This window comes from Asaia sp. VD9 (assembly GCF_037150015.1).
Classification (GTDB): Bacteria; Pseudomonadota; Alphaproteobacteria; order Acetobacterales; family Acetobacteraceae; genus Asaia.
On sequence record NZ_JBBCQM010000004.1, the window covers coordinates 222,089 to 246,662 of the forward strand.

A 24,574-nucleotide genomic window follows, 5' to 3' on the forward strand; every position below is an offset into this window, starting at 1 on the left:
CTGCCCTTTCGCGTGACCCGCCCGACGAGAAAGGCCATGGTCTGCCTGCCTCAAATTCCGGATCTGGAGTCGTGACCGTGACCCGTATTGCAGCCTTATATATTCATCCTGTCAAAAGCCTGCATCGGATCGATGTCGAGCGGATGGATCTCGACCCCTGGGGCCCCAGAGGGGACAGGCGCTGGCTGGTCATCACACCCGACGGGCGGTTCATGACGCAGCGTCAGTTTCCGGCGATGGCGCTGATCCTGACGCGGCTCGATGGCGAGATCCTGACCCTGAGCGCGGCACAGGACCCTGGCCTTACCCTCAGCGTAGCGCCCCCTGCCCCCGACGCCCACGCGCGCACTGTCAGCGTCTGGAAGGATCACGCCATTGCGGCACGTGATGCCGGAGATGAGGCGGCAGACTGGCTGAGTGCGCAGCTCGATACCCCGTGCCGTCTGGTGCATATGGCTGAGCCGGACCGAGCCCGACCGACGGATTTCGGCAGTGTGAGTTTTGCCGATGGCTTTCCCCTGCTCGTCACCAATACGGCCTCGCTGGACGATCTGAATACGCGACTTGGGGAGCCTGTTCCGATGGAACGCTTTCGGCCCAATATCGTGATCGAGAGCGAAACGCCCTGGGGGGAAGATGACTGGACCCGGCTGCGTATCGGAGCGGTCGAGCTGGAACTCGTCAAGCCGTGCAGCCGCTGCATCGTGACGACCATCGATCAGGAAACCGGCGTGATCCCCGTACCGAGAGAGCCGCTCAAGACACTGACCGGGTTTCGCTTCCGCCCTGGTGGTGTGATGTTCGGGGAGAATGCCGTGATCGGCCGGAGCGGGTCGATCGGGCTGGGCGATGTCGTGGAAATCCTAGGCTGAGCAGAGACGCGCCCAGGGCCGTCGGCTTTGTCAATCCGGGTCTGACGCGCTAAGGCTGCACCGAGCATGCGCGCCTGCGCCACTGAGTGAGGAAAAATCCGATGTCCAGCCCCCGCCCTTCAGGCCGCAAGGCCGATGAAAACCGTCCTGTCTCGATCGAGCCGGGCTTCGCCCGCCATGCCGAGGGCTCGGTTCTGATCCGCGTGGGCGGTACGGAGGTGCTCTGCGCGGCCTCCATCGAAAATCGCGTGCCGCCCTTCCTGCGTGGGCAGGGCCAAGGCTGGATCACCGCGGAATACGGCATGCTGCCGCGCGCCACCCACACGCGTGGCAACCGCGAGGCTGCAAAAGGCAAGCAATCGGGCCGCACGCAGGAAATTCAGCGCCTTATTGGCCGTGCCCTGCGCGCCTGTGTCGATCTGCGCGCTTTGGGTGAAATGACCATCACGCTCGATTGCGACGTGCTGAACGCCGATGGCGGCACGCGTTGTGCTGCCATTACCGGTGCCTGGGTGGCTCTGGCCATTGCGCTGGACAAGCAGGTGAAGGCGGGTGTGCTCAAGCGTTCGCCTCTGCGTGCTCAGGTGGCCGCCGTCTCTTGCGGGCTGACCGAAGCCGGCGCCGTGCTCGATCTCGATTATATCGAAGACAGCTCTGCCCAGGCCGATACGAATTTCGTCCTGACCAGTGAAGGCGGCATCGTCGAGATTCAGGGCACGGCCGAAGACGCCCCCTTCTCCGAGGCTGAGTTCAATGCCCTCATGGCACTCGCCAAAACCGGCACGGCACGTCTGTTCGACGCGCAGCGCGCTGCACTTGAGGGCGTTGCATGAGCGAGGCAGAAGCGTCCCGTCGCCTGCATCCTGGCCAGCGCATCGTGCTTGCCAGTCATAACAAGGGCAAGCTGGTCGAATTCCAGGCCCTTCTGGCCGGGAGCGGTATCGAAATTGTCTCCGCTGCCGAACTCGAATTGCCCGAGCCTGAGGAAACGGCTGACAGCTTTGAGGGCAACGCCGCCATCAAGGCGCGTGCCGCGTCAGAAGCCACAGGCCTGCCTGCGCTCTCGGATGATTCCGGTTTCTGCGTTTCGGCTCTGCATGGCCGACCTGGCGTGTATTCCGCACGCTGGGCCGGTCCGGACGGGGACATGATGCATGCCATGCAGCGTATTCATGACGAAATGGGCGCACATGAAGACCGCTCGGCGGCTTTCGTGGCTGTGCTCTGTCTGGCATGGCCCGATGGCGTGACGCGCTTTGTCGAAGGACGCTGCTCGGGTCAGGTCTGCTGGCCACCGCGCGGCGATAAGGGGCACGGATATGACCCGATTTTCGTCCCGGAGGGCGAGCGCCGCAGTTTTGCCGAACTCTCGGCGGATGAGAAGAATGCGACCAGCCATCGGGGTCGCGCGTTGGCGCGGTTTCTGGAAAGCTGTGTCGCGCCATAGACATGCTGAAGCCCCTGCAGGAGTCATCCCCATGAAGAGCCCCTTCCTTCTCGCTGCCTGTGCGCTCGCTCCCTTCATGGCGGCGTCGCAGATGGTCGCTTTTGCTGCCCTTGCAGTTCCCTCGTTCGACCCTGCCGGCTTCGAGCTGCGCGAGACCAAGGCGTTCAGCATTGCCGTGGAGCCTGCCGCCTCACTCGGCGAGAAGCAGAACCTCGCTCAGGGGACGGCTCCGTATCGTCTGGTGCCGGGCGGCATCGTGCTGAGCAGCGAGGCACGCAAGCCAACAGCCTATCATGCCCGCCAGCCGCGCACCGAATTGTCAGAAATCCGCCCCTGGCGGGTACAGGATGCAAGCGCGTCGCTCGATACCACGATCCATATCGACCGCTTTCCCAAGCGCGGCTCGGTCATTCTGGCAGAGCTTGGGCCTGATGACGATAACGCGCCCGTCATGCGCATTCTGGTTGATGGCGATCGCATCGTCCTGCACGGTCAGATCAACGAGGCGACTGCCAATGGCATGACGCTCGGCACACTGGACTCGACCCATAGCGCGCATATCGTGCTCCAGACCCGTCCGGACGGGTTGGTAGGCACCGAGATCAACGGGACGCAGAGCCAGTTCCACCTTGCGCCCAAGGCGCTCGCCATTCCGGTCATGTTCCGCACCGGGGCTCACGTCGTGGATGACATCGGCACGACGCCCGACCAGGTGGTGGTCACGCTCACCGGGCTGAGCGCCCGCCACGGTGTCGCCTCATCACGCCTTCGCTCGTAAGATCACGATCCCGAACGCCACGAACACGATGGCGGTCAGACGGTTGAATGCCCGTCTGACCGGTCGGCGCGCCAGAAAGCGCGAGAGCGAACGGCCACCCAACCCGTAAACCGTCAGCCACAACCCATCCGAAAACAGATAGGTCACGACCAGAATGCCGAATTGCGGCAGGACAGGCTGATGATGATCGATGAACTGCGGAAAAAACGCCGCCGCGAAAAGCAGCAATTTCGGATTGCTGATCCCGACCAGAAATCCGGTGCGATACAGCATGAAAGGGGTCATGACCGCACGCCCTTCCACAAGCGCCTCGGGCTGCTCGGGATCATCGCTTGCCCGCCAGGCCTTGATACCCAGATAGACCAGATATCCTGCCCCTGCGTACCGGATGATCTCGAATAGATGCGGCATGGCCACCAGCACCGCCCCGATCCCGACCACCGAAAGCACGAGAGCCAGGAGCAACGCGCTGATACAGCCCGCCATGGCAGCGATACTGCGCCTGAACCCCACCTGAACGCTTCGGCTCAGCGCGTGCATCATGTTCGGCCCCGGTGTAGCCGAGATGAAGAACACGGTGACGACAAAGAGCCACCAGGTTTGCAGGGTCATGATTGACGTCCCTAAGTCTTGCAGGAGGGAAAAATGTGCAGGCGAACCCTGCCACAGCCCACCGCGCCTGAAAGCCCATAAAATGCGCGGAGGCTTTCGAAGTCCCCTCGATGAAGATCCGGACGATGAAGCGCCCGTGCGAACCCAATCGTCTCATTCGGCCTCAGGGCCGTAGCGGACGCGCCCTGATCGCCCCCTCCTGATCATGCTCTGACAGGAGTGTCTGCTCGCCCCGGAGGGCGGTGCAGGATGCATGTTGCGGCCTAGCCCTCGAGAGACTGTAGTTCGAACAGACGGCGATAGATCCCGCCCTCGCGCTGCACGAGCGCGCCATGGGTTCCGTCTTCCATCAGCTTGCCCTTGCTGAAGACCAGAATACGATCGAGTTCCATGACCGTGGAAAGACGATGGGCCACTACGATGACGGTACGTCCGGCCATCAGGCGGTGCATGGCGTCCTGCACCAGAGCTTCGGACTCGGAGTCGAGACTGGACGTCGCCTCGTCGAAGATGAGCAAAGGCGCATCGGCCAGAAAGGCACGGGCGATGGCCACGCGCTGGCGCTCGCCGCCCGACAGCTTGACGCCGCGCTCCCCGACGAGCGTGGCATAGCCTTCCGGCAGGCGCTCGATGAACGTGCTGGCATTGGCCAGACGCGCCGCCCGCTCGATTTCGGCCTGGGTCGCACCGGGGCGCGCATAAGCGATGTTCTCGGCAAGGGAACGGTGAAAGAGCATGGGCTCCTGCGGCACGATGGCGATACGTGCGCGCAGCGATTCCTGCGTGACGTCGCGGACATTCACATCATCGATCAGCACGCGCCCGTCGCTCGTATCGTACAGGCGCTGGATGAGCTTGGTGAAAGTGGTCTTCCCCGAACCGCTCGGCCCGACCAGCGCCACACGTGAACCCGGCTCTATCGAGACATCAAGATGTTCGTAAAGCGGCGTGTCCTGTCCGGGATACTGGAAGGTCACGTTCTCGAAGCGGACGCGCCCCTCGGTAAAGGCGGCCTTGCGGGCGCCTTTACGGTCCTGAACGCCGGGCGCCTCGTCGAAAATCGCAACAAGCTCTTCCATCTCATTGACTGAGCGCTGCACCTGGCTCACCTGCTGGCCGAGATCGCGCAGATAGCCCTGCACGAGAAACACCATGGTCAGCACATAGGCCACATCGCCCGGCCCCGCCTTGCCCTGCCACCACTGCCAGACGATAAGCGCGACGAGTGACATGCGCATGACCAGCGAGGCAAAGCCCTGCAGATTGGCGCTGTTCGTTCCCCTGATCCAGGTACGTGCGGTGCGCGCGCTCCAGGCACGCAGAACACGCCCGAGACGGCGCTCCTCGCGATGCTCGGCACCGAATGCCTTTACCACGGCGTTGCAGGTTACGGCATCGGCAATGGCTGCCCCTACTTTCGTGTCCCAACGATTGGCCGAGCGGGCGGAGGGCGCGACATAGCGCAGCGTCAGCACCACGGAGAGCCAGGTAAAGAGCACCACCGAGAGCGCAAGCACCGCCCCCATGAAAGGGGAGTGCCAGGCCAGAACGAGCGTGGTGCCGGTCAGGACCAGCACTTCCGGAGCGATCAGCAGGAGCAGCGTGTCATCCAGGGTGTCGATGGCCCACATGCCGCGTGTGAGCTTGCGCACGGTGGAGCCGGCGAAATTATTGGCATGCCAGTCGGTCGAGAAGCGCTGAACGCGTGCAAAGCCCTGCGACAGGGCGCGCTGCATGATGGCAAGGCTGAGATGAGTGATCCCCAGATAGGAGGAGCGCCGCCCGAGCAGTCCGACCAGCCCGAGAGCGATCAGCCCGCCCACCATCAGAAGCGCGTCGTTGCGGAGAGCGGTCTGAGCCGCATCATGCGGCCCGCCGCCCGCATGACTGGAAATATCGGTAACGAGGCGACCCGACAGCACAGGTGTCGCGACATCGGCAATGGTCGCGAGCCCGATCCCGAGCACGGTACGTGTCAGAAAAGCCGGATGCTCCAGCCAGCGGCGCATGACGAAGCGCACGATATCGACAAACGCGATGTCGCGCTTGTGGCGGGTAGTCTGGTCAGTGTCGGACACGAAAGAAAGCTCCTCCGCCTGACGATCGACCGGGCGGGCATACTGGAAGTCTCGGGCGGGAAGCGCTTATTGTGGGGTGTCGAACGCCCTTATGCAACATGATGAAATGGTTCTGATGTCTCTTCCTTTGGCCAGGCGGGCCATGACCCGCGCGCAGGCCCGCCAGTTCATCACCACCCTTGCCGAGTCCATGCCCGATGCCGAGAGCGAGCTGGTTTACACCGACGCCTTCTCGCTTCTGGTGGCCGTTGTCCTCTCGGCGCAGGCAACGGATAAATCGGTCAACAAGGTCACGATCGGGCTCTTTCGCGACGCGCCCGATGCCCGTGCCATGGTGGCTCTGGGGGAGGAGGGCATTGCCGCGCATATCCGGACGATCGGACTGTGGCGCGCAAAGGCGAAAAACGTACTCAGGCTCTCGGAGCAGCTTCTGGCCCTGCATGGTGGCGAGGTTCCCTCAGACCGCGCCGCGCTGGAGGCTCTGGCCGGGGTTGGACGCAAGACGGCGAGCGTCGTGCTGAACGTGATGTTCGGCGAGAGTGCCATGGCGGTGGACACGCATATCTTCCGGCTTGGAAACCGCACCGGGCTGGCGCCGGGCAAGACGACGCGCGCTGTCGAAGAGGGGCTGATCAAGCGTATCCCGCCTGACATGCTCCGCCCCTCACATCACTGGCTGATCCTGCATGGCCGTTATGTATGCAAGGCACGCAGTCCTGAATGCGGACGCTGCGTTGCCTTCACGCCTTGCCTTTTCCCGCTCAAGGCCCAGATCAGCAGCAACAAAGGAGAAGCTGGATGAGCACCTATATCGTCTTTACGCGTGAAGAAATTCTCGATCCTGAGGAGATGGCGACCTATTCGCGTCTCGTCGGCGAGACGTTCAAGGGCCACCCGGTCAAGATTCTGGCTGCCTATGGCGACCAGGAGACCCTTGAAGGCACCGGTCCCGATGGCGTGGTGATTGTCGAGTTCCCCGATCGGGAGTCGGCTCTGGCCTGGTATGACGGCGAGGCCTATCGCAAGGTGCGCGAGCATCGCTTTGCCGGTGCGAAATATCGCGCGACAATCGTCGAAGGCGTATGATCCGGTTGGGATCGTTGTTTGAGCCGTTCGGGGGCGGCTCAAACAAGCCTAATTGGCGCGAAGTGCCGGGACGGCCCCCATGGCCTTGAGGTCCCAGCGGATCTGGAACGGCTCCGTGCCCTTATAGGCACCGACATGCACATGTGGGTTGCGCGCAAATCCATTATTACCGTCGAGGGCTACGACATCCCCGGCTCTGACATGATCGCCCGGTTTGACGCGGATATCGGTGATATGAGCGTAGACGACGTTCAGGCCGTCAGCGCGTTGGAACAGGATGATACTTGCGGGTGGCTTGCCCATGCTGCCGGGCAGATTGGTGACCGGATTCACGTGAACGAAGGTCACGACTGAGTCGAACGGCGCGTGAACTTCCTTATGCCAGCCATACCAGTCTTCGTTTTTCTCACCCAGTCCCCGGTAGAACCTGTTGTAGCCGTGCGTCTCATCCGTGGCGCCCCCCACAATCATGCAGTCCGTTCCCAAGGCATCGCCTGCCCCCAGTAACTGGCCCAGCGGATGCTCGCCACAAACAAAAGGCTCGTGGAAAAGAGGGGCGAGCGTGACCTCACGTATCGGATCGGAAGGCTTGGCCAGATCCCCTAGTCCCGGCGGCAGACCCATGGATCGCAATTCCCGCTGATAGGCGGCAAGCGCGCTTTTATCTGAGGGTGCGGCCTGAGCACGCGATACAGCATGAGGTAGTGCCGTCATAAGGAGGGTGATGCAGATTGTTTTTGCGATCTTTCCCGTCTTGCCCATACAGATGTCCTCCGTTGATGCGAAACCAACCGACACTTTGTGTCCTGTTTCGAAGCTAGGCCCATAGGACAGGTCATCGCAATGAACGGAATGGGAGAGGATGCTCAGCAGGGCAAAGCCTGGTCGCTCGGATGACATAATGTGAGAAGCTGGACGAAGGGCGTGCGTTCACGTTTCCTTGCGGTAAAACGACCCTCCCCGGCACCAGCGACGAAGAGATTCCATGTCATCACTCAGCCTTTTCGCGATCCTGCTGACGCTCTGCACGATTTGCGGCATCCTGAACTACAAGCTGCTCAAACTGCCCATGACGATCGGCATTCTTCTAATCGCGCTGGTGATGTCTCTGATCGTCAAGGGGCTGGATATCGCCCTGCCGAGCGTGGATCTGCACACCTTGCCCATGACGATCCTCGCTTCGGCCGATCTGCCAGGCAATCTGCTGGATGGGGCGCTGTCATTTCTGCTTTTCGCCGGGGCGCTTCAGGTCGATACGCGTCATCTGATGGAGCGGAAATTCTCGGTCTTCTTTCTCGCCATCGTCGGCACCATTCTTGCCGTCTTCATGCTGGGTGGGGCCATGTACTGGGTGATGGCGCAGGTGGGGCTGCCGGTGCCTTTCCTGTGGTGCGTGGTGCTCGGTGCGATCCTCGCGCCAACCGATCCGGTTTCGGTGGTGGGCATGCTGCGCCGCCTCGGACTGCCCGGCCCCATCCAGGCGATCTTTGCCGGAGAGAGCCTGTTCAATGACGGGGTGAGCATCGTCATCTTCGGTCTCGCCATGACACTGGTCACGGGCGAAGCGCATCACCTTACCCTCATGGACGCCGCCGAAGCCTTCGGGGTCGAAGCGGTGGGCGGAGCGGGGCTGGGCTTTGTGGCAGGGCTGATCGGCTTGCTGTGTTTCCGTGCAGCAAGGGACAGCCATCTGCAATTGCTCGTCTCGCTCAGTCTGGCCGCAGGCACGTTCAGCCTTGCTCATGCACTTGGAATGTCCGGTCCAATTGCCGTGGTGGTGGCCGGGCTGTGCCTCGGGAGCGAACGCGCCAAGAGCAGCATGGACGACCATGCACGTGAGGAGCTCAACAGCTTCTGGACACTCGTTGACGAGATCCTGAATGCGCTTTTGTTCCTGATGATCGGTTTCGAGGTTCTGGCCGCCATTCCCAGCCTGCGCGCCGTCTGGGCGCTTCTCCTCGGGATTCCGCTTTCCATCGCGGCGCGCGCGCTCAGCGTGTTTCTCGCCATCCTGCCGATCCATCTCTATGGCGAGGATCGCGGGCGCATGCTGGCGGTACTGACCTGGGGCGGTCTGCGCGGAGGAATTTCGCTCTCCCTCGCTCTCACCCTGCCGCCGGGGCCGATGAAGGATATCCTCGCGCCAATCTGCTATGGAATCGTGGTGTTCACTATTCTGGTGCAGGGCCTGACAATGGAACGTGTCGCGTTGCGCTTCTATCCCAAGAACTCCTGACCTATTCCGACAGGGCCTGGGGCAGGTTGGGTACGCCTCGAAACCCTACTCGTGGCACCCAGAGCCGTTCCCCGCGCCATGAGCGGTCCGAACGGATCTCCAGTGTCCCCTGGCGGGACATGATCAGGACAGCCCCATCCCGCCAGACGGTAAACCGATCGATGAACCGACCCGGCTGACATCCTGCGGGCAGGGGCTGCGCAGTGATGACGAACCCGTCATTCTGACAGGCCGCGCCCCATTCTTCAGGCGACAGAGGCGCAAGCCAGATCCATAGTCGCTGACCAGGATAGGAAAGAGTGCAGCGCACTCCGGTGCACGAGGCTGCGTCATTTATCCCGCGCATCGGGCCGGGCCATGCCTGCATCCAGGCGTCGAGCACCCTGTTTTCCAGCCCGCCATGAGCACCGACCACCCAGCGACGATTCTCGGAAAAGGCGATCAGACCGGCATCGGGTGAAATCAGCACCAGAGGCCAGGGGCTCAGAAACGGAGAAACGAGCCCGGCCACGACCGGCACAAGAAAGCCGAAACGCGCCCTCCCTCGCCATAAACACAATCCGGACAGCCCAAGCACATAGAGTGCGAGCCCTTTGCCCCCGATGACCGGGACCGCAACATGGGCCAGAGGCAGGGCCGCCACCCAGTCAGCAATCAAGGAGATCAGGCCGATCCCCTGCCCCATGACCCAGAGTGGTATGGCGGCCAGACCGAAAGGCATGAGCAAAAGCGCCACCAGCCCGGCTGGCATGACGCAGAACGCTGCAACAGGTACCGCCACCAGATTGGCGATGATGAACCAGGGCTGAAAACTCCCGAACCCAGCCATGACCAACGGCAATGTCGCCCCGCCTGCGAGGGCGCTGGTTAGGGAGAGCAGGATCAGATGATGACCGATCCCCCCTTTTATCCCTCGCTCGGCACGACTGATGAACCAGGGGCGGAGCGCCTCATATCCTGCAACAAGTGCCATGACAGCCGCAAAGGACATCTGGAACGACAGATCGAGGACCAGAACAGGAGACGCGATGAGCAGGATCAGCGCCACAACGGCGAGGGAGCGCATGGACAGCACCCGCCGTCCGGCCAGCAAAGCCAGACTGGCGAGGCCAGCCATGCCGAGGCTGCGCAAAGCTGGCAGATGAAATCCGGTAAGCGCAACATAGGCCATCCCGATAAGCAAGGCGACCAGAGCCGCGATTTCCCGGCAGGGCACCCTGAGACCGAGCCATGGCCAGAGCACAAGAGCCTGACGGGTGGCAATAAAAGCCACGCCCATGACAAGCCCCAGATGCAGCCCGGCTACCGCAAGGATATGGGCCAGTCCCGATGCCGCATAGGCCGCACGCGTGACCTTGCTGATCCCCTCACCATGGCCAGCGAGCAAGGTAGCCGCGATGGCGGCACGTTGTCCGGCAAGATGACGGTCGATCTCCGTCACTATCGTGCTTCGCCAGCGCCCAAGGGAATAGCGTCGAGGGGATTGAAGTATCTCGGGGCGACCGAGAATACGCCCTGTGCCGGCCAATCCATCAAACCAGGCTTCTCTTTGCCGGTCACGTGCGCCGGGAAAATCGGGCCAGTCGGGTGGCCGCAATACAGCCCGCACACGCAGGATCATGCCCGGTTCATAAACCTGTCCGTCATGGGTAAACAGGAGCAGATCGCGTCGCATAGGCGCCATGCCGATATCGACACCGGTTTCGAATACGGCATGGCGCAGGCGTATCCTCTGCGCCATCTCTCCTTGATCGCGGCTCGTCGCTATCCCAGCAATCTCCCCCGTCATCACGACCGCCAGAGCGGGCAAGGCGGGCATGGGTGGCTGGCGCAGCGCCTGCCCCCGCGCCGCGAGAAAACCCAGAGCCCCCATGACGATTACAAGACCGAGACTGCGCGGGATGAGGCGATTCCAGCCCCGCCACAGCGCTAGCGCCCCGAGTGAGGCGGTGAGACTGGCCCAGGCCGGGCCCGGCTCGTGGCGCGGGAGGAAATAGAGGAGACATCCCGCGCCGAACGCGACAGGCAGCCAGGCGGCAAGGGCGCGTCCCTGACCGAGCAGGATGGCTTCGACCTTCTTGGCGAAAGCCAAACGCCTCACGGCTCTTCAGCCTGTTCGATACCGGAGGTGTGATTCCCTCCGGTAGAGATCGATCCCGTGCGCTCAGGGCGCGCTGGGCACATGGTCGCGGTAATGGTCCCAATGCCTGACCAGTTCCGCTACGACAGGCGCCCCGGCGCGCTCGTTATTATCGAAAGCGAGATCCTGTCCCGGCCCCTCATCGCCCATCGACTGGGTGAGCGACACGCCCGGCGGAGGCATGGAAGGATTGGAGCCGGAGCGCAGCACCATGACGCGATCCGGATCGATATAGCCCCATTTCGCGAGGAGCCGCATGGCCTTCTGGTTGGTCTGGCTTTCCTCATTGGTCATGACGAAAACGCCCTGGTCCTTGGTCCAGAGCCTGACCCAATCCTGCGCCCATTTGTTGCGCGCCTCACCATGCCAGTAGCGGAGCGCACCGAGCGTTTCCCCCATGAGAATCATCGGCGGCTTGCTGGCAGGCAAGGAAGCGGGCCACGCCGCGCGACGGCGCGCAATCTCGGGGTCATCGGCCAGGGTGACATTCCTGCTCAGTCCGAACGCCCAGCGCGCCAGCCCCTGATTGAGCGGGTAGGCCTTGGTCAACTGCGCCACATCCGTGACCGAGCCATAATGATTCGGGTCTTTCGGCAAGGTGTTGGGTCGGTCGGCGCCGATCGCATAAAGTCCGTAGGGCCAGTCCTTCGGGATGGACCGGTCATCCAGCTCACGCAGGGCATCACCATCTACCACCCAGCGTGCCCAAGCCACGCTGCCCACAGAGGCCACATTGGGATTCACGCCCGAGATGCCGGTGAAGATCCAGTAGGTCTTCTTGAGGTCAAAAGCAGGATCGAGCGCCAGCGCCAGCGCCAGCGCCATCAGTTCCGCAGGGCCGGAACGCAGCACAAGCCCGTAGACGCCCGAGTCATTGGCTCTGAGGATCGGCTCTTTCACGCCCCTGACCGGAATCTGGCGCGTCAGGTGCTCGCGCTCGACCCAGTCCTGATACTCCCCCGGCGCATCCCCCGTATCCGCCCCGTTTTCCCACCCCGCAACAATAATGACGCGCGGCGCCACCGGTGCGGCAACAGCCGATGCCCCCAGACCGACAACACAGGCAATGGATGCAAGGCAGGACAGGAGAAAGCGTGTTTTCATATCGAGACCGTTACATCGAATACAGAATTCTGCAAATCCCAATTGCACAAATCGTACCCCGAGGGGTTTTCAGGAGGAAACACGCGCGCAAAAACGGGGCCTGATTGGGCAGGCCTTCCATTGTCCAAGCGGGACGGAGCCCCGTGAAGAGAGGTGCCTGCGGGGCGCTGCCCCGCTCCCCGGAAAGGGACGCGTCCCTCTCATCCCGATTTGGTCAGACAGGTTTCCAAAGGACGACCGTCCTTTGGCGGGTTATGGAGCGGAGCCCCATGGAGAGAGGTTCTCGCAGCGGGAAGCCTCCGCGGGGCGAGGCCCCATGACAGAAATTTTTGGGCCGCATTCGCTCATCCGGGCCGGACAACAAATCGCCATCCGGTAGTGTGCGGCACTCAACCATGCTATGCACGCGCCATGACCGTTCGCACACGCTTTGCCCCTTCTCCCACCGGCTTGCTGCATATCGGCAATGCCCGTGCGGCCCTGTTCAATTTCCTTTTCGCCCGTCATCACGGTGGGCAATTTCTGCTCCGCATCGAGGATACGGATCGCGAGCGCTCCACGCAGCGCGCGGTCGATGTCATTTTCGAGGGGCTGGCCTGGATGGGCATCACGGCGGATGAGGAGCCCGTGTTCCAGTCCACGCGCCAGGGCCGCCATACGGCGGTGGCACAGGAACTGCTGGAAAAGGGTCTGGCCTATCGCTGCTATTGCACGGCCGACGAACTGAAGCAGATGCGTGAGGACGCGATCGCGAAGGGTCAGCCGCCACGCTATAACGGCATGTGGCGCGACCGCGATCCTTCCGAAGCGCCCCAGGGGGCGCCCTTTGCCGTCCGCCTGAAAGCCCCGCGTGAGGGTGAGACGGTCATCAACGATCTGGTTCAGGGCGAGGTTCGCGTGGCGAATGCCGAGATGGATGATCTGATCATCCTGCGCTCGGACGGGACGCCCACCTACCTTCATGCCGTGGTGTGCGACGATCATGACATGGCGATCACCCATGTGATCCGGGGCGATGATCATCTGACGAACACCTTTCGTCAGGCCATGATCTATCGCGCCATGGGCTGGGATCTGCCGCATTTCGCGCATTTGCCGCTCATCCATGGACCGGACGGCGCCAAGCTCTCCAAGCGTCATGGCGCACAATCGGTAGTGGAATTTCGCGATGAGGGGTTCCTGCCCGAGGCGCTGTGCAACTACCTGCTGCGTTTGGGCTGGGGTCATGGCGATGCCGAGATTCTGAACCGTGAAGAGCAGATCCGCCTGTTCGATCTGGACGGCGTGGGGCGCTCGCCCTCGCGTATGGATTACGTTAAGCTGACGCATCTGAACGGCGTGTATATGCGTGATGCCGAGGATGCGCGCCTGACCGATGATGTGGTGGATCGCCTGAAGGCGCGTGAGGACGTCACGGTAGATGATGCCCTGCGCGCCCGGGTGCTGACCCTGATGCCGGGGCTCAAGGAGCGCGCCAAGCTGCTGACGGACCTTGCCGATAGCGCGGCTTTCCTCGGTCGATCCCTGCCGTTCACCTATGATGCCAAGGCGGAGAAGCAGCTTTCGGAAGAAGGCAAGAACGTTCTGCGTGGCGTGGCGCAGGCGCTTGCTCTGGTCGAGCCCTTTGAGGCCTCGGCCATCGATGGGGCGCTGCGTGAATTTGCGGAGGCCAAGGCGATCAAGCTGGGACAGGTGGCCCAGCCCCTGCGTGCAGCCATGACGGGCAGCACGGTGTCGCCTGGTATCGATCTGACCCTTCAAGCCCTTGGCCGGGACGAGGTTCTGGCCCGCATAGGAGCCGCGATCGCGCATGGCTGAGACGCTCACCCGACGGCATCATCTGCTCGGCCTTGAGGGCATGAGCGCCGAGGAGATCACCCCTTATCTCGATCTCGCGGCCAATTATGCCCTGCTGAGCCGTTCGCGCACCGCTCCGCGCGATGCGTTGCGTGGCCGGACGGTGATCAACCTGTTCTTCGAGGACAGCACGCGCACGCGCACCAGTTTTGAACTGGCAGGCAAACGTCTGGGGGCCGATGTCATCAACATGACGGTCGCCACCTCGTCGGTAAACAAGGGCGAGACCCTGCTCGACACGGCAGCCACGCTCAATGCCATGCGCTGCGACCTGCTGGTAGTGCGCCATGCAGCCTCAGGCGCACCGGCCCTGCTGGCCCAGAAGGTCGAGGCCAGCGTCGTCAACGCTGGCGATGGCATGCATGAGCACCCAACACAGGCTCTGCTCGATGCGCTGACCATCAAGCGCCATCTGGGCACGCTGAACGGTCTGACCGTCGCGATCTGTGGCGATGTCGGGCATAGTCGCGTGGCACGTTCGAATATCCATCTGCTGACCGCCATGGGCAGCAAGGTGCGTCTGGTCGGACCGCCTACCCTCGTCCCTGCATCGCTGGCTTCCCTAGGCTCGGTATCCATTCATCATGACATGGAAAGCGGCCTGCGCGACGCTGACGTGGTGATGACGCTGCGCCTTCAGCGCGAGCGCATGGGGGCGGGTCTGGTGCCAAGCGCGCGCGAGTTCTTCCGATTCTACGGGGTGGATAGCCGTCGCCTCGCCCTTGCCAAGCCCGGCGCTCTGGTCATGCATCCTGGGCCGATGAACCGGGGTGTCGAGATTGCCTCCGATGTGGCGGACTCGGCGCAGAGCGTCATTCAGGAACAGGTCGAGATGGGTGTGGCCGTGCGCATGGCCGTGCTCGACCGACTTTCACGCATGCGGACAGCATCATGACCGATCTTGTTTTTGAGAATGTACGGCTGATCGATCCGGTCGATGGCCATGATGCGCCCTCACGTCTTCTGGTCCGGGAGGGACGTCTCGCAGGGCGTGACAAGCCCGGTGCCGAAGGGGCCCCTGATGGGGCACAGCGTATCGATGGCAAAGGTGCCGTGCTTTGCCCGGGCCTTGTGGATATGCGTGTGGCTATCGGGGAGCCGGGCTTTGAATATCGCGAGACCATCGCGTCCTGTGCCCGCGCAGCCGTCTCAGGCGGGGTGACGACGCTCGCTGCCCTGCCGAACTCGAAGCCCGCCATCGACGAACCCGCCCTCGTGCGTCTGCTGCGTGGTCGCGGCGAAGAGACCGGACTGGTTTCGATCCTGCCCTATGGCGCGCTCACCAAGGGGTGCAAGGGCGAGGAAATGGCCGAACTCGGCATGCTGCGCGAGGCCGGGGCGGTCGCGTTTACCGATGGCATTCATGCGATCGCCGATACCAAGCGCATGAGACTGCTTCTGGCCTATGCCAAGGGAATTGATGCGCTCGTGGTCCAACATCCCGAGGATCCGTCTCTCGCCAAGGGGGGCGCGGCCACCGCGGGCGCTTTGGCCACCCGCATGGGCCTGCCCCAGATCCCGGCAGCGGCAGAGGCCATTCTGATTGCCCGTGATATCCGTTTGGCGGAAATGACGGGCGCGCGCTTGCATTTCGGCCATGTTTCGACCGGGGAAGGGCTGGCACTCATCCGTCAGGCCAAGGCACGCGGTCTGGCCATCACCTGCGATACGGCGCCTCCCTATTTCGCCCTCAATGAAGAGGCGATCGGAGAGTTTCGCACCTATGCCAAGCTGTCGCCCCCGCTACGCGCGGAAGAGGACAGGCTGGCCGTCTGTGCGGCGCTGGCCGATGGCACGATCGACGCCATCGCCTCCGATCATGCCCCATGGGATGCCGATGACAAGCGTCTGCCTTTTGCGCAGGCCAGCGCAGGTGGCACTGGGCTGACCACATTGCTGGGCGTGGGGCTGTCTCTCGTGCAGGACGGGGTGTTGCCGCTGGCAAGACTGATTGCGCTGATGAGCTGCGATCCGGCACGCCTGCTGGGCAGTGAGGCCGGGACGTTGAACGAGGGCGCAAGCGCCGATCTGTGTCTATTCGACCCTGATATCGATTGGGTGGTCGAAGCGGGCGAACAACCGGGGCGCGCGCAGAATACCCCCTTTGACGGCCGTCGCCTCAAGGGACGGGTTCTGGGCACGTGGAAGAATGGCCAGCGCGTGTTCGGGGGTGAGGCGGCATGATCGCCACGTTTCTGACGCCGCCTTATCTGCTTTGCGCAGGCATCGCCTATCTGCTGGGCAGTATCCCGTTCGGCCTGCTGATCAGCCATCTGGGCGGGGCGGGAGATATCCGGAAGATCGGCTCGGGCAATATCGGCGCAACCAATGTGCTGCGCACGGGGCGCAAGGGTCTGGCTGCGGCCACGCTGCTGCTGGACGGATTCAAGGGTGCGCTGGCGGTGCTCGTGGTGCGGCTGATTCTGGATGGCGGGATCCAGACGGGTATGGCCGTGGCCGCCATAGGGGTCGTGATCGGCCATTGCTTCCCGATCTGGCTGGGATTTCGCGGCGGCAAGGGTGTCGCAACAGGGCTTGGTGCGCTTTACGCCCTCTGTTGGCCGGTCGGTATCGCCTGCTGTCTCGTCTGGTTGGCCGTTGCCAAGCTCTCGCACATCTCCTCGGCGGGAGCTCTGGCCGCGTTTGCCGTGGCGCCGTTCATCATGGCCCCGTTGAGCGAACAACCGGTGCAGAGTCCGCTGCCCATCGCGACCCTGCTCCTCACGCTGATTATCCTGCTGCGCCATACCAGCAATATCAGGCGTCTGCTCACGGGTAGGGAATCGCGGATCAATATCGACCCGCCCCCGCAGACGAAGAAGGAAATCTGACCGCTCATGAGCGCGTCTCCCCTCGGTGATGACCGTGTGGACCTTGTGCGTCTGGCGCGCACCGACGGGATAGGACCGGTCAATTTTCGACGACTGCTCAAGGAGCATGGCACGGCTACAGCCGCTATAGAGGCTTTGCCGGAACGGGCCCGCAAAGCGGGGCGACGCGGCGGCGTGGCCATTCCTACACGCGATTCCGTATGCGAGGAACAGGCAGCGCTGGAGCGATTCGGCGCCCGGATGCTCGTGCTCGGCGATTCCGATTACCCTGCGCTTCTGGCCCGCATTCCCGACGCACCGCCCGTCCTGAGCATCTGGGGGCAGGTCGCGCGGCTTTCGCAGCGTACGGTGGGCATTGTGGGCGCACGCAATGCCTCGGCCGGGGGGCTTCGTCTGGCCGAGGCGCTCAGCGGAGCCTTGGCGCATGAGGGCTGCGTGATTGTCTCGGGCCTTGCGCGTGGCATCGATTCAGTGGCTCATCGCGCGGCGCTGCATCAGGGCATGACGGTCGGAGCAGCGGCAGGCGGGCTCGATTGTTTCTACCCGCCCGAAAATGAGGGACTCTACCGCGCTGTCGCGGAGCGCGGCTGTATCGTCACGGAGGCCCCGCTGGGGACGATCCCGCAATCGAGCCATTTCCCGCGCCGCAATCGTCTGATTGCCGGACTGTCTCTGGGCGTGGTGCTGGTGGAGGCCGCGCTGAGGTCAGGCACACTGATCACGGCACGGCTCGCCCTCGAATACGGGCGCGATGTGTTTGCCGTTCCGGGATCGCCGCTCGATCCGAGGTCACGCGGCGGGAACGACCTGATCCGCCAGGGGGCGATTCTGACGGAAACCGCACAGGATGTGTTGACCCAGATTGGAACGACCACGCCTGCAGCACGCATGACGGAATGGACTGGCCTGCCTGGCTTTGCGGAGGCTGATCCGCCGGGATTTGCGTCCCCTCCTGCCCCTGGCGAGGTGCTGGCGCAGATCCATCAACTCCTCTCTCCTACGCCAGTGGCAGTTGACGATATCGTGGCGCGCTGCCAGTTCTCGGTTTCCATGGTGCTGTCCGCCCTGTCGGAACTCGAACTGGGCGGCATGGCGACCTTCCTTCCCGGGGGTCAGGTTGTGCTTGCAACCTGATCTGCGGTGTCCGAGCAGGCCGGTGCGGTTCTGGAGTAGAGATGACTGATGTCGTAGTGGTCGAAAGCCCGGCGAAGGCGAAGACCATCAACAAATATCTGGGCGATAACTTTATCGTTCTGGCATCCTTCGGCCATGTCCGCGACCTGCCGCCCAAAGACGGCAGCGTGCGGCCGGACGAGAATTTCGCCATGGACTGGCAGACCGATGAGCGTGGGGCGAAACAGATCGCCACCATCGCAAAAGCGGTCAAGAACGCTGATACGCTCTATCTCGCCACTGACCCGGATCGCGAAGGCGAGGCCATCTCCTGGCATGTGCGCGCCGCACTGGAAGAGAAGAACCTGCTGCGCGGCAAGAACGTGCAGCGTGTCACCTTCAATGAAATCACGAAATCGGCCGTGCAGACGGCCATGGCGAACCCGCGTGCGCTCGATCAGCCGCTGATCGATGCCTATATGGCGCGCCGCGCCCTCGATTATCTGGTTGGGTTCACCCTCTCCCCCGTTCTGTGGCGCAAGCTGCCAGGCAGCCGCAGCGCGGGTCGCGTGCAATCTGTAGCACTGCGACTGATCTGCGAGCGCGAAGCCGAGATCGAGGTGTTCAAGAGCCGCGAATACTGGTCGGTCACAGGGGCCTTCGCCACGCCGCGCAATGCCGGCTTCTCGGCGCGCCTGACGCATCTCGAAGGGCGCAAGCTCGACCAATTCGACCTGGACAACGCCGAAAAGGCCCATGCCGCACGCGATCTGGTCGCTTCATCGGCGTTCAAGGTACGGTCGGTCGAACGCAAGAAGGCCAAGCGTAACCCTCCAGCCCCTTTCACCACCTCCACCTTGCAGCAGGAAGCCTCGCGCAAGATCGGCATGAGTGCGCAATCAACCATGCGGGCGGCGCAGCAGCTTTATGAAGGCGTCGATCTGGGCGGTGAGACGGTCGGTCTGATCACCTATATGCGTACCGATGGCGTGACCATGGCGGCAGAGGCCGTGCATGCGATTCGCGATATGATTGCGGGCAGCTACGGTGCGCCCTATCTGCCGGAAAAGCCGCGCGTCTACACCAGCAAGGCCAAGAACGCGCAGGAAGCGCACGAGGCCATTCGCCCCACCGACGTCACGCGCACGCCCGAATCGATGGCCCGCCATCTCTCGGGCGAGCAGATGCGTTTGTACGATCTGATCTGGAAGCGCGCCGTCGCCTCGCAGATGCAATCCGCAGAGCTCGATCAGGTCGTGGTCGATCTGGCTGATCCCGCCAACCGCACCGTTTTGCGTGCCAATGGCTCGATCATCGCTTTCGACGGCTTTCTCAAGCTCTATAGTGAGGGACGCGACGACACGAAGTCGGATGAGGAAGAGGGCCGCGTGCTGCCCTCCATGAGCGAGGGAGATTCGCTCTCGACCCGGGGCGTCGAAGCCGATCAGCATTTCACCCAGCCGCCGCCGCGCTTTTCCGAAGCCAGCCTTGTCAAGCGCATGGAAGAGATCGGTATCGGTCGTCCCTCGACCTATGCCTCGATCCTGACCGTTCTACGAGACCGCAACTATGTGCGCCTTGATGCGCGACGCTTCATTCCCGAGGATCGCGGCCGTCTGGTGACGGCATTCCTGACCTCCTTCTTCGAACGCTACGTGGACACCGATTTCACGGCGACACTCGAAGAGCAGCTCGATGACATTTCCGATGGTCGTGCCGACTGGCACGATATCATGGCCGCGTTCTGGCGTGACTTTTCGGCGGCCGTGGCGCAGACCAAGGACCTCAAGATCTCGGATGTCATTGATGCGCTCGACGAGGATCTGGGTTCGCATTTCTTCCCCGCGCGCGAAGATGGCGGCGATCCGCGCCAGTGTACGGCCTGCGGCACGGGGCGTCTGGGGCTGCGTCTTGGCAAGTTCGGGGCTTTCATCGGCTGCTCGAACTACCCGACCTGCCAGTTCACCCGGCGCCTCGTGGCCGAAGATGGCGCTGAGGGCGAGACGCTCAAGGAGGGAATGAAGAGCCTCGGTCAGGACCCGGAAACGGGCGAGGAAGTGACCGTGCGCCGCGGCCCCTACGGGCTCTATATCCAGCGCGGCGAGGCCGACCCTGAGAACAAGAAGATCAAGCCCAAGCGCACCACCATTCCCAAGGGGCTGGAGGGCGACAAGCTGACACTGGACAAGGCCATCGGCCTGCTGTCCCTGCCGCGCAAACTTGGGCCGCATCCCGAGACCGGCGAGATGATCGAAGCCGGACTGGGGCGCTTTGGTCCCTATGTCAAAATGGGCTCGATCTTCGGGACGCTGGATGCCGATGACGACGTGCTGACGGTCGGGCTCAACCGCGCCATCGACTCCCTGGCCAAGAAGCTCGCCTCCATTCGTACGCTTGGGACGCATCCCAAGGATGGCGAGGCTGTGATGGTGCGCAAGGGACGATTCGGCCCCTATGTGCAACATGGTCAGGTCGTAGCGAATCTCGCCAAGGGACAGGCGATGGACGACGTGACCCTCGATGAGGCCCTCGCCCTGCTGGCCGAGAAGGGTAAACCCCTCAAGGCCAAGGGGAAGGTCACCCGCAAGGCGGCAGGCAAAGGCGGCACCAGCGAGGCAAAGGCAGAAAAGAAGCCCGCCGCCAAGAAAACAGCCACCAAAACAGCGGCAACCGCCAAGAAGCCCGCCACAAAAAAAGCCGCCACGACGAGGAAAAAATCAGCCGCCTCCGAAGACAGCAGCAAGCCGGCAAGGAAATCGCGCACGGCGACAACAACAGATGGTGAAGACGCCGGATAATTTGCGTTTTTGAAGTCACAGACCGTGGCAAAAACGTCGCTCCCCCTGTTAGGCTCCCTATCGCATCCCAAGATGGGTCGCTAAATCGGAACTCGATGGGGGAAGCCATCTTCCTGATGGTCAAGGTCACTGGCTCTGAAACACGTTCCTTTCCTGTCTGGCGCTCTCCTCTCTGGCGCGGTCTCCGGAAGGCGACTGGGAGCTGCGGTGCTGCTGACGGCGGCCCTCGGTCTGGGCACGGCCCGTGCCGATGAAACGGCTTCACTCGATACCGGCATCCTCAACTCCGTTCTCTCGAGCGCCTTCCGGTTTCTGAGCCCGCGCACCCTCGATGCGCATTCGAGCAAGACCTACAGCCTGTGGGGGCTGGACGGGCTGACCGCGATCGATCCCTCACTCACCATGGCCGAACCGCCACATGATCCCAAACAGCCAGCCATGCTGCGGCTGACCATGGGCCAGAAGACGATCACCGAGTTGCGCGAGCCTGCCGATGACGACATGGCAAGCTGGGTCAAAGCCATCGTTTCCGTGATGGATTCCGCATGGCACGCTTCGTCCACGCTGCGTATGGCGGGGCGTGATGCGCTGGTGCAGAGTTTCTTCGACGAGTTATTCAATCATCTCGACCCGTATTCGCGCTACGTTGCGCCGGCTCCGGCCGGGGATGACCGCGCCAATCGTACGGGCGATCTGGCCGGGGTGGGCATCTCACTCACCCGCGATGGGTCCTCACTCGTCGTGTCGGCCATCAATGCCAACGGCCCAGCCTGGGCGGCGGGCGCCAATATCGGCCAGAAGCTTCTGGCGGTGGACGGCCGCGCCACACGGAATCAGGACCTTGCCGCGGTCGAGACCTGGCTGACGGGCCCACCGGGCAGCAAGGTGAGACTGCTTCTGGCCGATCCGGGCCATCACGGCGCGATCATGCATCTTCAGCGTCAGGTAGTGCCCCCCCAGACCGTCTTTGCCAGCATGCATGACCATATGGCGGTCCTACGCATCGCCTCGTTTTCCTCCGACACGGCGGAGGAGCTGAGCCAGAACATCGATCAGGCGCTAGAGGACAAGAAGCTCGCAGGTCTCATCATCGATCTGCGCGGCGATCGCGGCGGGGTGCTTCAGCAGGCCGTGACTGCCACCGCGTTGGTGCTCGATCAGGGGATTGCCGTGGTCACCAAGGGGCGCGATCCGAAATCCAACCATATCTGGGCGGTGCAGGGCGGCGACATGACCCATGGTCTGCCGATCATCGCCCTCGTGGACGGGCGCACGGCGAGCGCGGCCGAGATCATGGCCGCCGCCCTTTCCGATCATCGTCGCGCAGTTGTGATAGGCAGTGCGACGCTGGGCAAAGGACTGGTTCAAGCCGTCGGCCAGATGCCCGATGGGGGTGAGCTCTTTGTGACGTGGAGCCGTGTTCTGGCTCCTCTGGGCTGGCCGCTTCAGGGGCTGGGCGTCACGCCCCAGATCTGTACATCGCGCGGGGCACAGGCGCTCGATCAGCAGCTTCAGTCACTCGCACAGGGCAAGCTCTTGGATGCCGAGAGCGTGAGGGCCAGCCGCGAATTACGCTTTCCGGTCAGCGTGTCGCGCATTCTCGATATCCGCCGACACTGTCCTGCGGCTCTGGGTACGGATGCCGATCTCGACACCGCAGCGCTCATCCTGAAGCGTCCTGATAGCTATCGTGCAGCGCTGGCTGCCATGCCGGATGACATGGATGATGCCACGCCATGAGCGAGAACCGGCTGAAAGCAGGATTCTGGGCAAAAGGGCTCATGCGTATGGTCCAGAGTCAGGGCCACGACGCCATGCTGCTCAAGCGGGGTGATGAGGATGCGGGCGCGGTCCTGATCATCCTGACCGATCGCAACAGACACTGCGCGGTGCTGCGTGAAGCTGCCCTGGGCAAGGGGTGGGAGCGTATTGCCATGGAAAGCGATGAGGCGCTCGAAACCTATCTGGAACGGCAGAAACGGTATGATCCGGATCTGTGGATCTTGGAATTCACCCTCGATGATGCGCGTGCCTCCATCGAAACCCAGCTTCCCAATCGCGGGGGCTAAGCCTTGATGCGCGCACCCGCACGGCCCTGGCAGGGCAAGACCGACAGCAAAACGGCCGCATCGAAGCGGCCGGTCGACTGTTGCAACCATCCCACACTCGTTTCAGGAAGAAAGAATGGCGCAACGACGTGAATGCACCGCAGCGGGAAACATGCGTTGCACGGGGATGACAGTTCAGCGAAAAGACGGCATTCAGATCGCTGCGGACGGCCGACACTGTGGCCCTCTCTCAGTCTGCCGCGTGAAAAGGATGGAGAAGACGATATGACGCTGGAACACCGAACGCGCGGTGAAGCCGTTTGCCGCCCGTTTTCCGATGTCCGGCAGGCGGTCGGCTCGCTCTCCCGGCTTTTCCGCAGGTCCATGCTGGGTCTTACCGCGCTGAGCGGTCTTGCCCTCATCGCAGTCCCCGCGCAGGCGCAGGTTGTGAAGGGTCTCTACGTTGCTGGCGCCGGTGGTGCGAGCTTCAACCAGGATCAGACCGTGCGACTCTCGCCGGTTCTGCCGAGTGGCCGCGATCACTATGATGCGGGCGTGACCGGTCTCGGCTCAGTTGGCTGGGGACTTGGCAACGGATTCCGCGTCGAGGTTGAAGGCAACTACCGCAACAATCGTCTCCAGCAGTTCAAGTCGAGCTATTTCCCGTCCTCCGCCGGGGGGCGCCAGCAGCAATATGGCGTGATGGCCAACGCGCTGTTCGACATGGATATTGGTGCGAACTGGATCTATCCGTATTTTGGCGCAGGTGTCGGCTATGGCTGGCAGGCGATGAAGGCCTCTGTGCGTGCACCGAACAACTATCTGAACCAGACCATTGGCGGGACGACGGGTAATTTTGCCTATCAGGGCATTTTTGGCCTGTCCTTCCCTGTTCCTTTCGCAGTCGGTCTCTCCTTCACGACTGAATATCGCTTCTACTCCCTGCTGGGGCCGAACGGCCATTATGCGAAGGGCTATGGCAGTATTGGCGGCTATGATGCCGCGCGTCCGGCCGGTGCGATGGAAGGCAACCGTGTCACACGCACGGATTTCAATCACTCCCTGATGCTGGGCCTGCGCTACGAGTTCAATCCGGCCCCGCCGCCGCCGCGCACCGCGCCGGTCCTGACGGCTCCGGCTCCGGCTCCCGCGCGCAGCTATCTGGTCTTCTTCGACTGGGATCGGGCGGATCTGACCGATCGTGCCCGCTCCATTGTCGGGACAGCGGCGCAGAATTCGACCCACACGCAGCTCACGCGTATCGAGGTCAACGGCTATACCGATAACAGCGCCGCCCATCCGGGCGCTCGTGGCGAGAGCTACAACATGAAGCTCTCGATGCGTCGCGCCGATGCCGTCCGGGCCGAACTGATCCGTGATGGTGTGCCCGGCGGGCTGATCGCGACCAAGGGTTATGGAGAGAGCAACCCTCTGGTGCAGACAGGGCCGAACACGCGCGAACCCCAGAACCGCCGCGTCGAGATCATCCTGCGCTGATCCAGGCGTCAAACCCGCCCCGGTTATGAACCGGAGAACGGGTGATCACCAGAGAAGCCCTGACCCGCCTGCGGGAT

General features: G+C 62.8%; 21 protein-coding genes. 16 read left to right on the forward strand and 5 right to left on the reverse strand.

Annotation, left to right across the window (positions count from 1 at the left end):
* Window positions 1-77 precede the first annotated feature (77 nt).
* From WFJ47_RS07325 to WFJ47_RS07340, 4 genes are all read left to right on the forward strand, one after another.
* Window positions 78-872, forward strand: coding sequence for an MOSC domain-containing protein (locus WFJ47_RS07325; RefSeq protein WP_233582003.1), 795 nt, complete (start codon window positions 78-80; stop codon window positions 870-872).
* A gap of 101 nt (window positions 873-973) precedes the next feature.
* Entirely contained in the window at window positions 974-1,705 is a 732-nt protein-coding gene (gene rph, locus WFJ47_RS07330) for a ribonuclease PH (protein ID WP_264815279.1), read from the forward strand.
* Entirely contained in the window at window positions 1,702-2,319 is a 618-nt protein-coding gene (gene rdgB, locus WFJ47_RS07335) for an RdgB/HAM1 family non-canonical purine NTP pyrophosphatase (RefSeq protein WP_336761965.1), read from the forward strand. Before rph ends, rdgB begins: the two co-directional genes overlap by 4 nt.
* A gap of 31 nt (window positions 2,320-2,350) precedes the next feature.
* Entirely contained in the window at window positions 2,351-3,097 is a 747-nt protein-coding gene (locus WFJ47_RS07340) for a hypothetical protein (protein ID WP_336761967.1), read from the forward strand.
* On the opposite strand, the gene WFJ47_RS07345 is transcribed toward WFJ47_RS07340, so the two are convergent.
* Window positions 3,080-3,709, reverse strand: coding sequence for a LysE family translocator (locus WFJ47_RS07345; RefSeq protein ID WP_336761969.1), 630 nt, complete (start codon window positions 3,707-3,709; stop codon window positions 3,080-3,082). The two genes, WFJ47_RS07340 and WFJ47_RS07345, sit on opposite strands and share 18 nt — an antisense overlap.
* Before the next feature lie 263 nt (window positions 3,710-3,972).
* Window positions 3,973-5,787 (reverse strand): ABC transporter ATP-binding protein, encoded by a 1,815-nt coding sequence (locus tag WFJ47_RS07350; RefSeq protein WP_336761970.1) that lies wholly within the window; start codon window positions 5,785-5,787, stop codon window positions 3,973-3,975.
* Window positions 5,788-5,902: 115 nt separating this feature from the next.
* Between WFJ47_RS07350 and nth the strand changes: the two genes are divergently transcribed.
* Together nth and WFJ47_RS07360 are read left to right on the forward strand one after the other, a co-directional pair.
* The gene (gene nth, locus WFJ47_RS07355) at window positions 5,903-6,589 is read left to right on the forward strand and encodes an endonuclease III (RefSeq protein WP_408868628.1); all 687 of its coding nucleotides are present in this window, start codon (window positions 5,903-5,905) and stop codon (window positions 6,587-6,589) included.
* Window positions 6,586-6,873, forward strand: a complete 288-nt coding sequence (locus WFJ47_RS07360; protein ID WP_127101682.1) for a DUF1330 domain-containing protein — start codon at window positions 6,586-6,588, stop codon at window positions 6,871-6,873. The genes nth and WFJ47_RS07360 overlap by 4 nt, the downstream gene beginning before the upstream one ends.
* Window positions 6,874-6,921: 48 nt before the next feature.
* Here the strand turns inward: WFJ47_RS07360 and WFJ47_RS07365 are convergent, their stop codons facing one another.
* Window positions 6,922-7,635, reverse strand: a complete 714-nt coding sequence (locus WFJ47_RS07365; protein WP_336761972.1) for a M23 family metallopeptidase — start codon at window positions 7,633-7,635, stop codon at window positions 6,922-6,924.
* Between the two features lie 223 nt (window positions 7,636-7,858).
* Here WFJ47_RS07365 and WFJ47_RS07370 point away from each other — a divergent pair, with 223 nt between their 5' ends.
* On the forward strand, window positions 7,859-9,109 hold the full coding sequence (locus tag WFJ47_RS07370; RefSeq protein WP_336761974.1) for a sodium:proton antiporter: 1,251 nt from the start codon (window positions 7,859-7,861) through the stop codon (window positions 9,107-9,109).
* A 1-nt stretch (window position 9,110) separates the two neighbouring features.
* On the opposite strand, the gene WFJ47_RS07375 is transcribed toward WFJ47_RS07370, so the two are convergent.
* Together WFJ47_RS07375 and WFJ47_RS07380 are read right to left on the reverse strand one after the other, a co-directional pair.
* Window positions 9,111-11,210: a ComEC/Rec2 family competence protein gene (locus tag WFJ47_RS07375; RefSeq protein ID WP_336761976.1), complete on the reverse strand. Its 2,100-nt coding sequence runs from the start codon at window positions 11,208-11,210 to the stop codon at window positions 9,111-9,113.
* Between the two features lie 63 nt (window positions 11,211-11,273).
* Complete coding sequence (locus WFJ47_RS07380) at window positions 11,274-12,353, reverse strand: purine nucleoside permease (RefSeq protein ID WP_336761978.1); 1,080 nt, start codon at window positions 12,351-12,353, stop codon at window positions 11,274-11,276.
* Window positions 12,354-12,764: 411 nt separating this feature from the next.
* On the opposite strand from WFJ47_RS07380, the gene gltX reads away from it, so the two are divergent.
* The 9 genes from gltX (at window position 12,765) to WFJ47_RS07425 (ending at window position 24,497) form a co-directional block, all read left to right on the forward strand.
* Window positions 12,765-14,171 (forward strand): glutamate--tRNA ligase, encoded by a 1,407-nt coding sequence (gltX, locus tag WFJ47_RS07385; RefSeq protein WP_336761979.1) that lies wholly within the window; start codon window positions 12,765-12,767, stop codon window positions 14,169-14,171.
* Window positions 14,164-15,105 carry an aspartate carbamoyltransferase catalytic subunit gene (locus WFJ47_RS07390; protein ID WP_127100054.1) on the forward strand — a complete coding sequence of 314 codons (942 nt, stop codon included), beginning with the start codon at window positions 14,164-14,166 and terminating at the stop codon, window positions 15,103-15,105. The genes gltX and WFJ47_RS07390 overlap by 8 nt, the downstream gene beginning before the upstream one ends.
* Window positions 15,102-16,394, forward strand: a complete 1,293-nt coding sequence (locus WFJ47_RS07395) for a dihydroorotase (protein WP_336761981.1) — start codon at window positions 15,102-15,104, stop codon at window positions 16,392-16,394. The genes WFJ47_RS07390 and WFJ47_RS07395 overlap by 4 nt, the downstream gene beginning before the upstream one ends.
* Window positions 16,391-17,041 carry a glycerol-3-phosphate 1-O-acyltransferase PlsY gene (gene plsY / locus WFJ47_RS07400; protein ID WP_336761983.1) on the forward strand — a complete coding sequence of 217 codons (651 nt, stop codon included), beginning with the start codon at window positions 16,391-16,393 and terminating at the stop codon, window positions 17,039-17,041. The genes WFJ47_RS07395 and plsY overlap by 4 nt, the downstream gene beginning before the upstream one ends.
* A 6-nt stretch (window positions 17,042-17,047) precedes the next feature.
* On the forward strand, window positions 17,048-18,175 hold the full coding sequence (gene dprA, locus WFJ47_RS07405; protein ID WP_336761984.1) for a DNA-processing protein DprA: 1,128 nt from the start codon (window positions 17,048-17,050) through the stop codon (window positions 18,173-18,175).
* A 41-nt stretch (window positions 18,176-18,216) separates the two neighbouring features.
* Window positions 18,217-20,952, forward strand: coding sequence for a type I DNA topoisomerase (gene topA, locus WFJ47_RS07410; protein WP_336761985.1), 2,736 nt, complete (start codon window positions 18,217-18,219; stop codon window positions 20,950-20,952).
* A gap of 207 nt (window positions 20,953-21,159) precedes the next feature.
* A complete protein-coding gene (locus tag WFJ47_RS07415) occupies window positions 21,160-22,692 on the forward strand; it encodes a S41 family peptidase (RefSeq protein ID WP_336761987.1) in 1,533 nt (510 codons plus the stop codon).
* Window positions 22,689-23,021 carry a DUF1491 family protein gene (locus WFJ47_RS07420; RefSeq protein ID WP_336761989.1) on the forward strand — a complete coding sequence of 111 codons (333 nt, stop codon included), beginning with the start codon at window positions 22,689-22,691 and terminating at the stop codon, window positions 23,019-23,021. The genes WFJ47_RS07415 and WFJ47_RS07420 overlap by 4 nt, the downstream gene beginning before the upstream one ends.
* A gap of 363 nt (window positions 23,022-23,384) precedes the next feature.
* Window positions 23,385-24,497, forward strand: coding sequence for an OmpA family protein (locus WFJ47_RS07425; RefSeq protein WP_127100072.1), 1,113 nt, complete (start codon window positions 23,385-23,387; stop codon window positions 24,495-24,497).
* The last annotated feature ends 77 nt before the right edge of the window (window positions 24,498-24,574 follow it).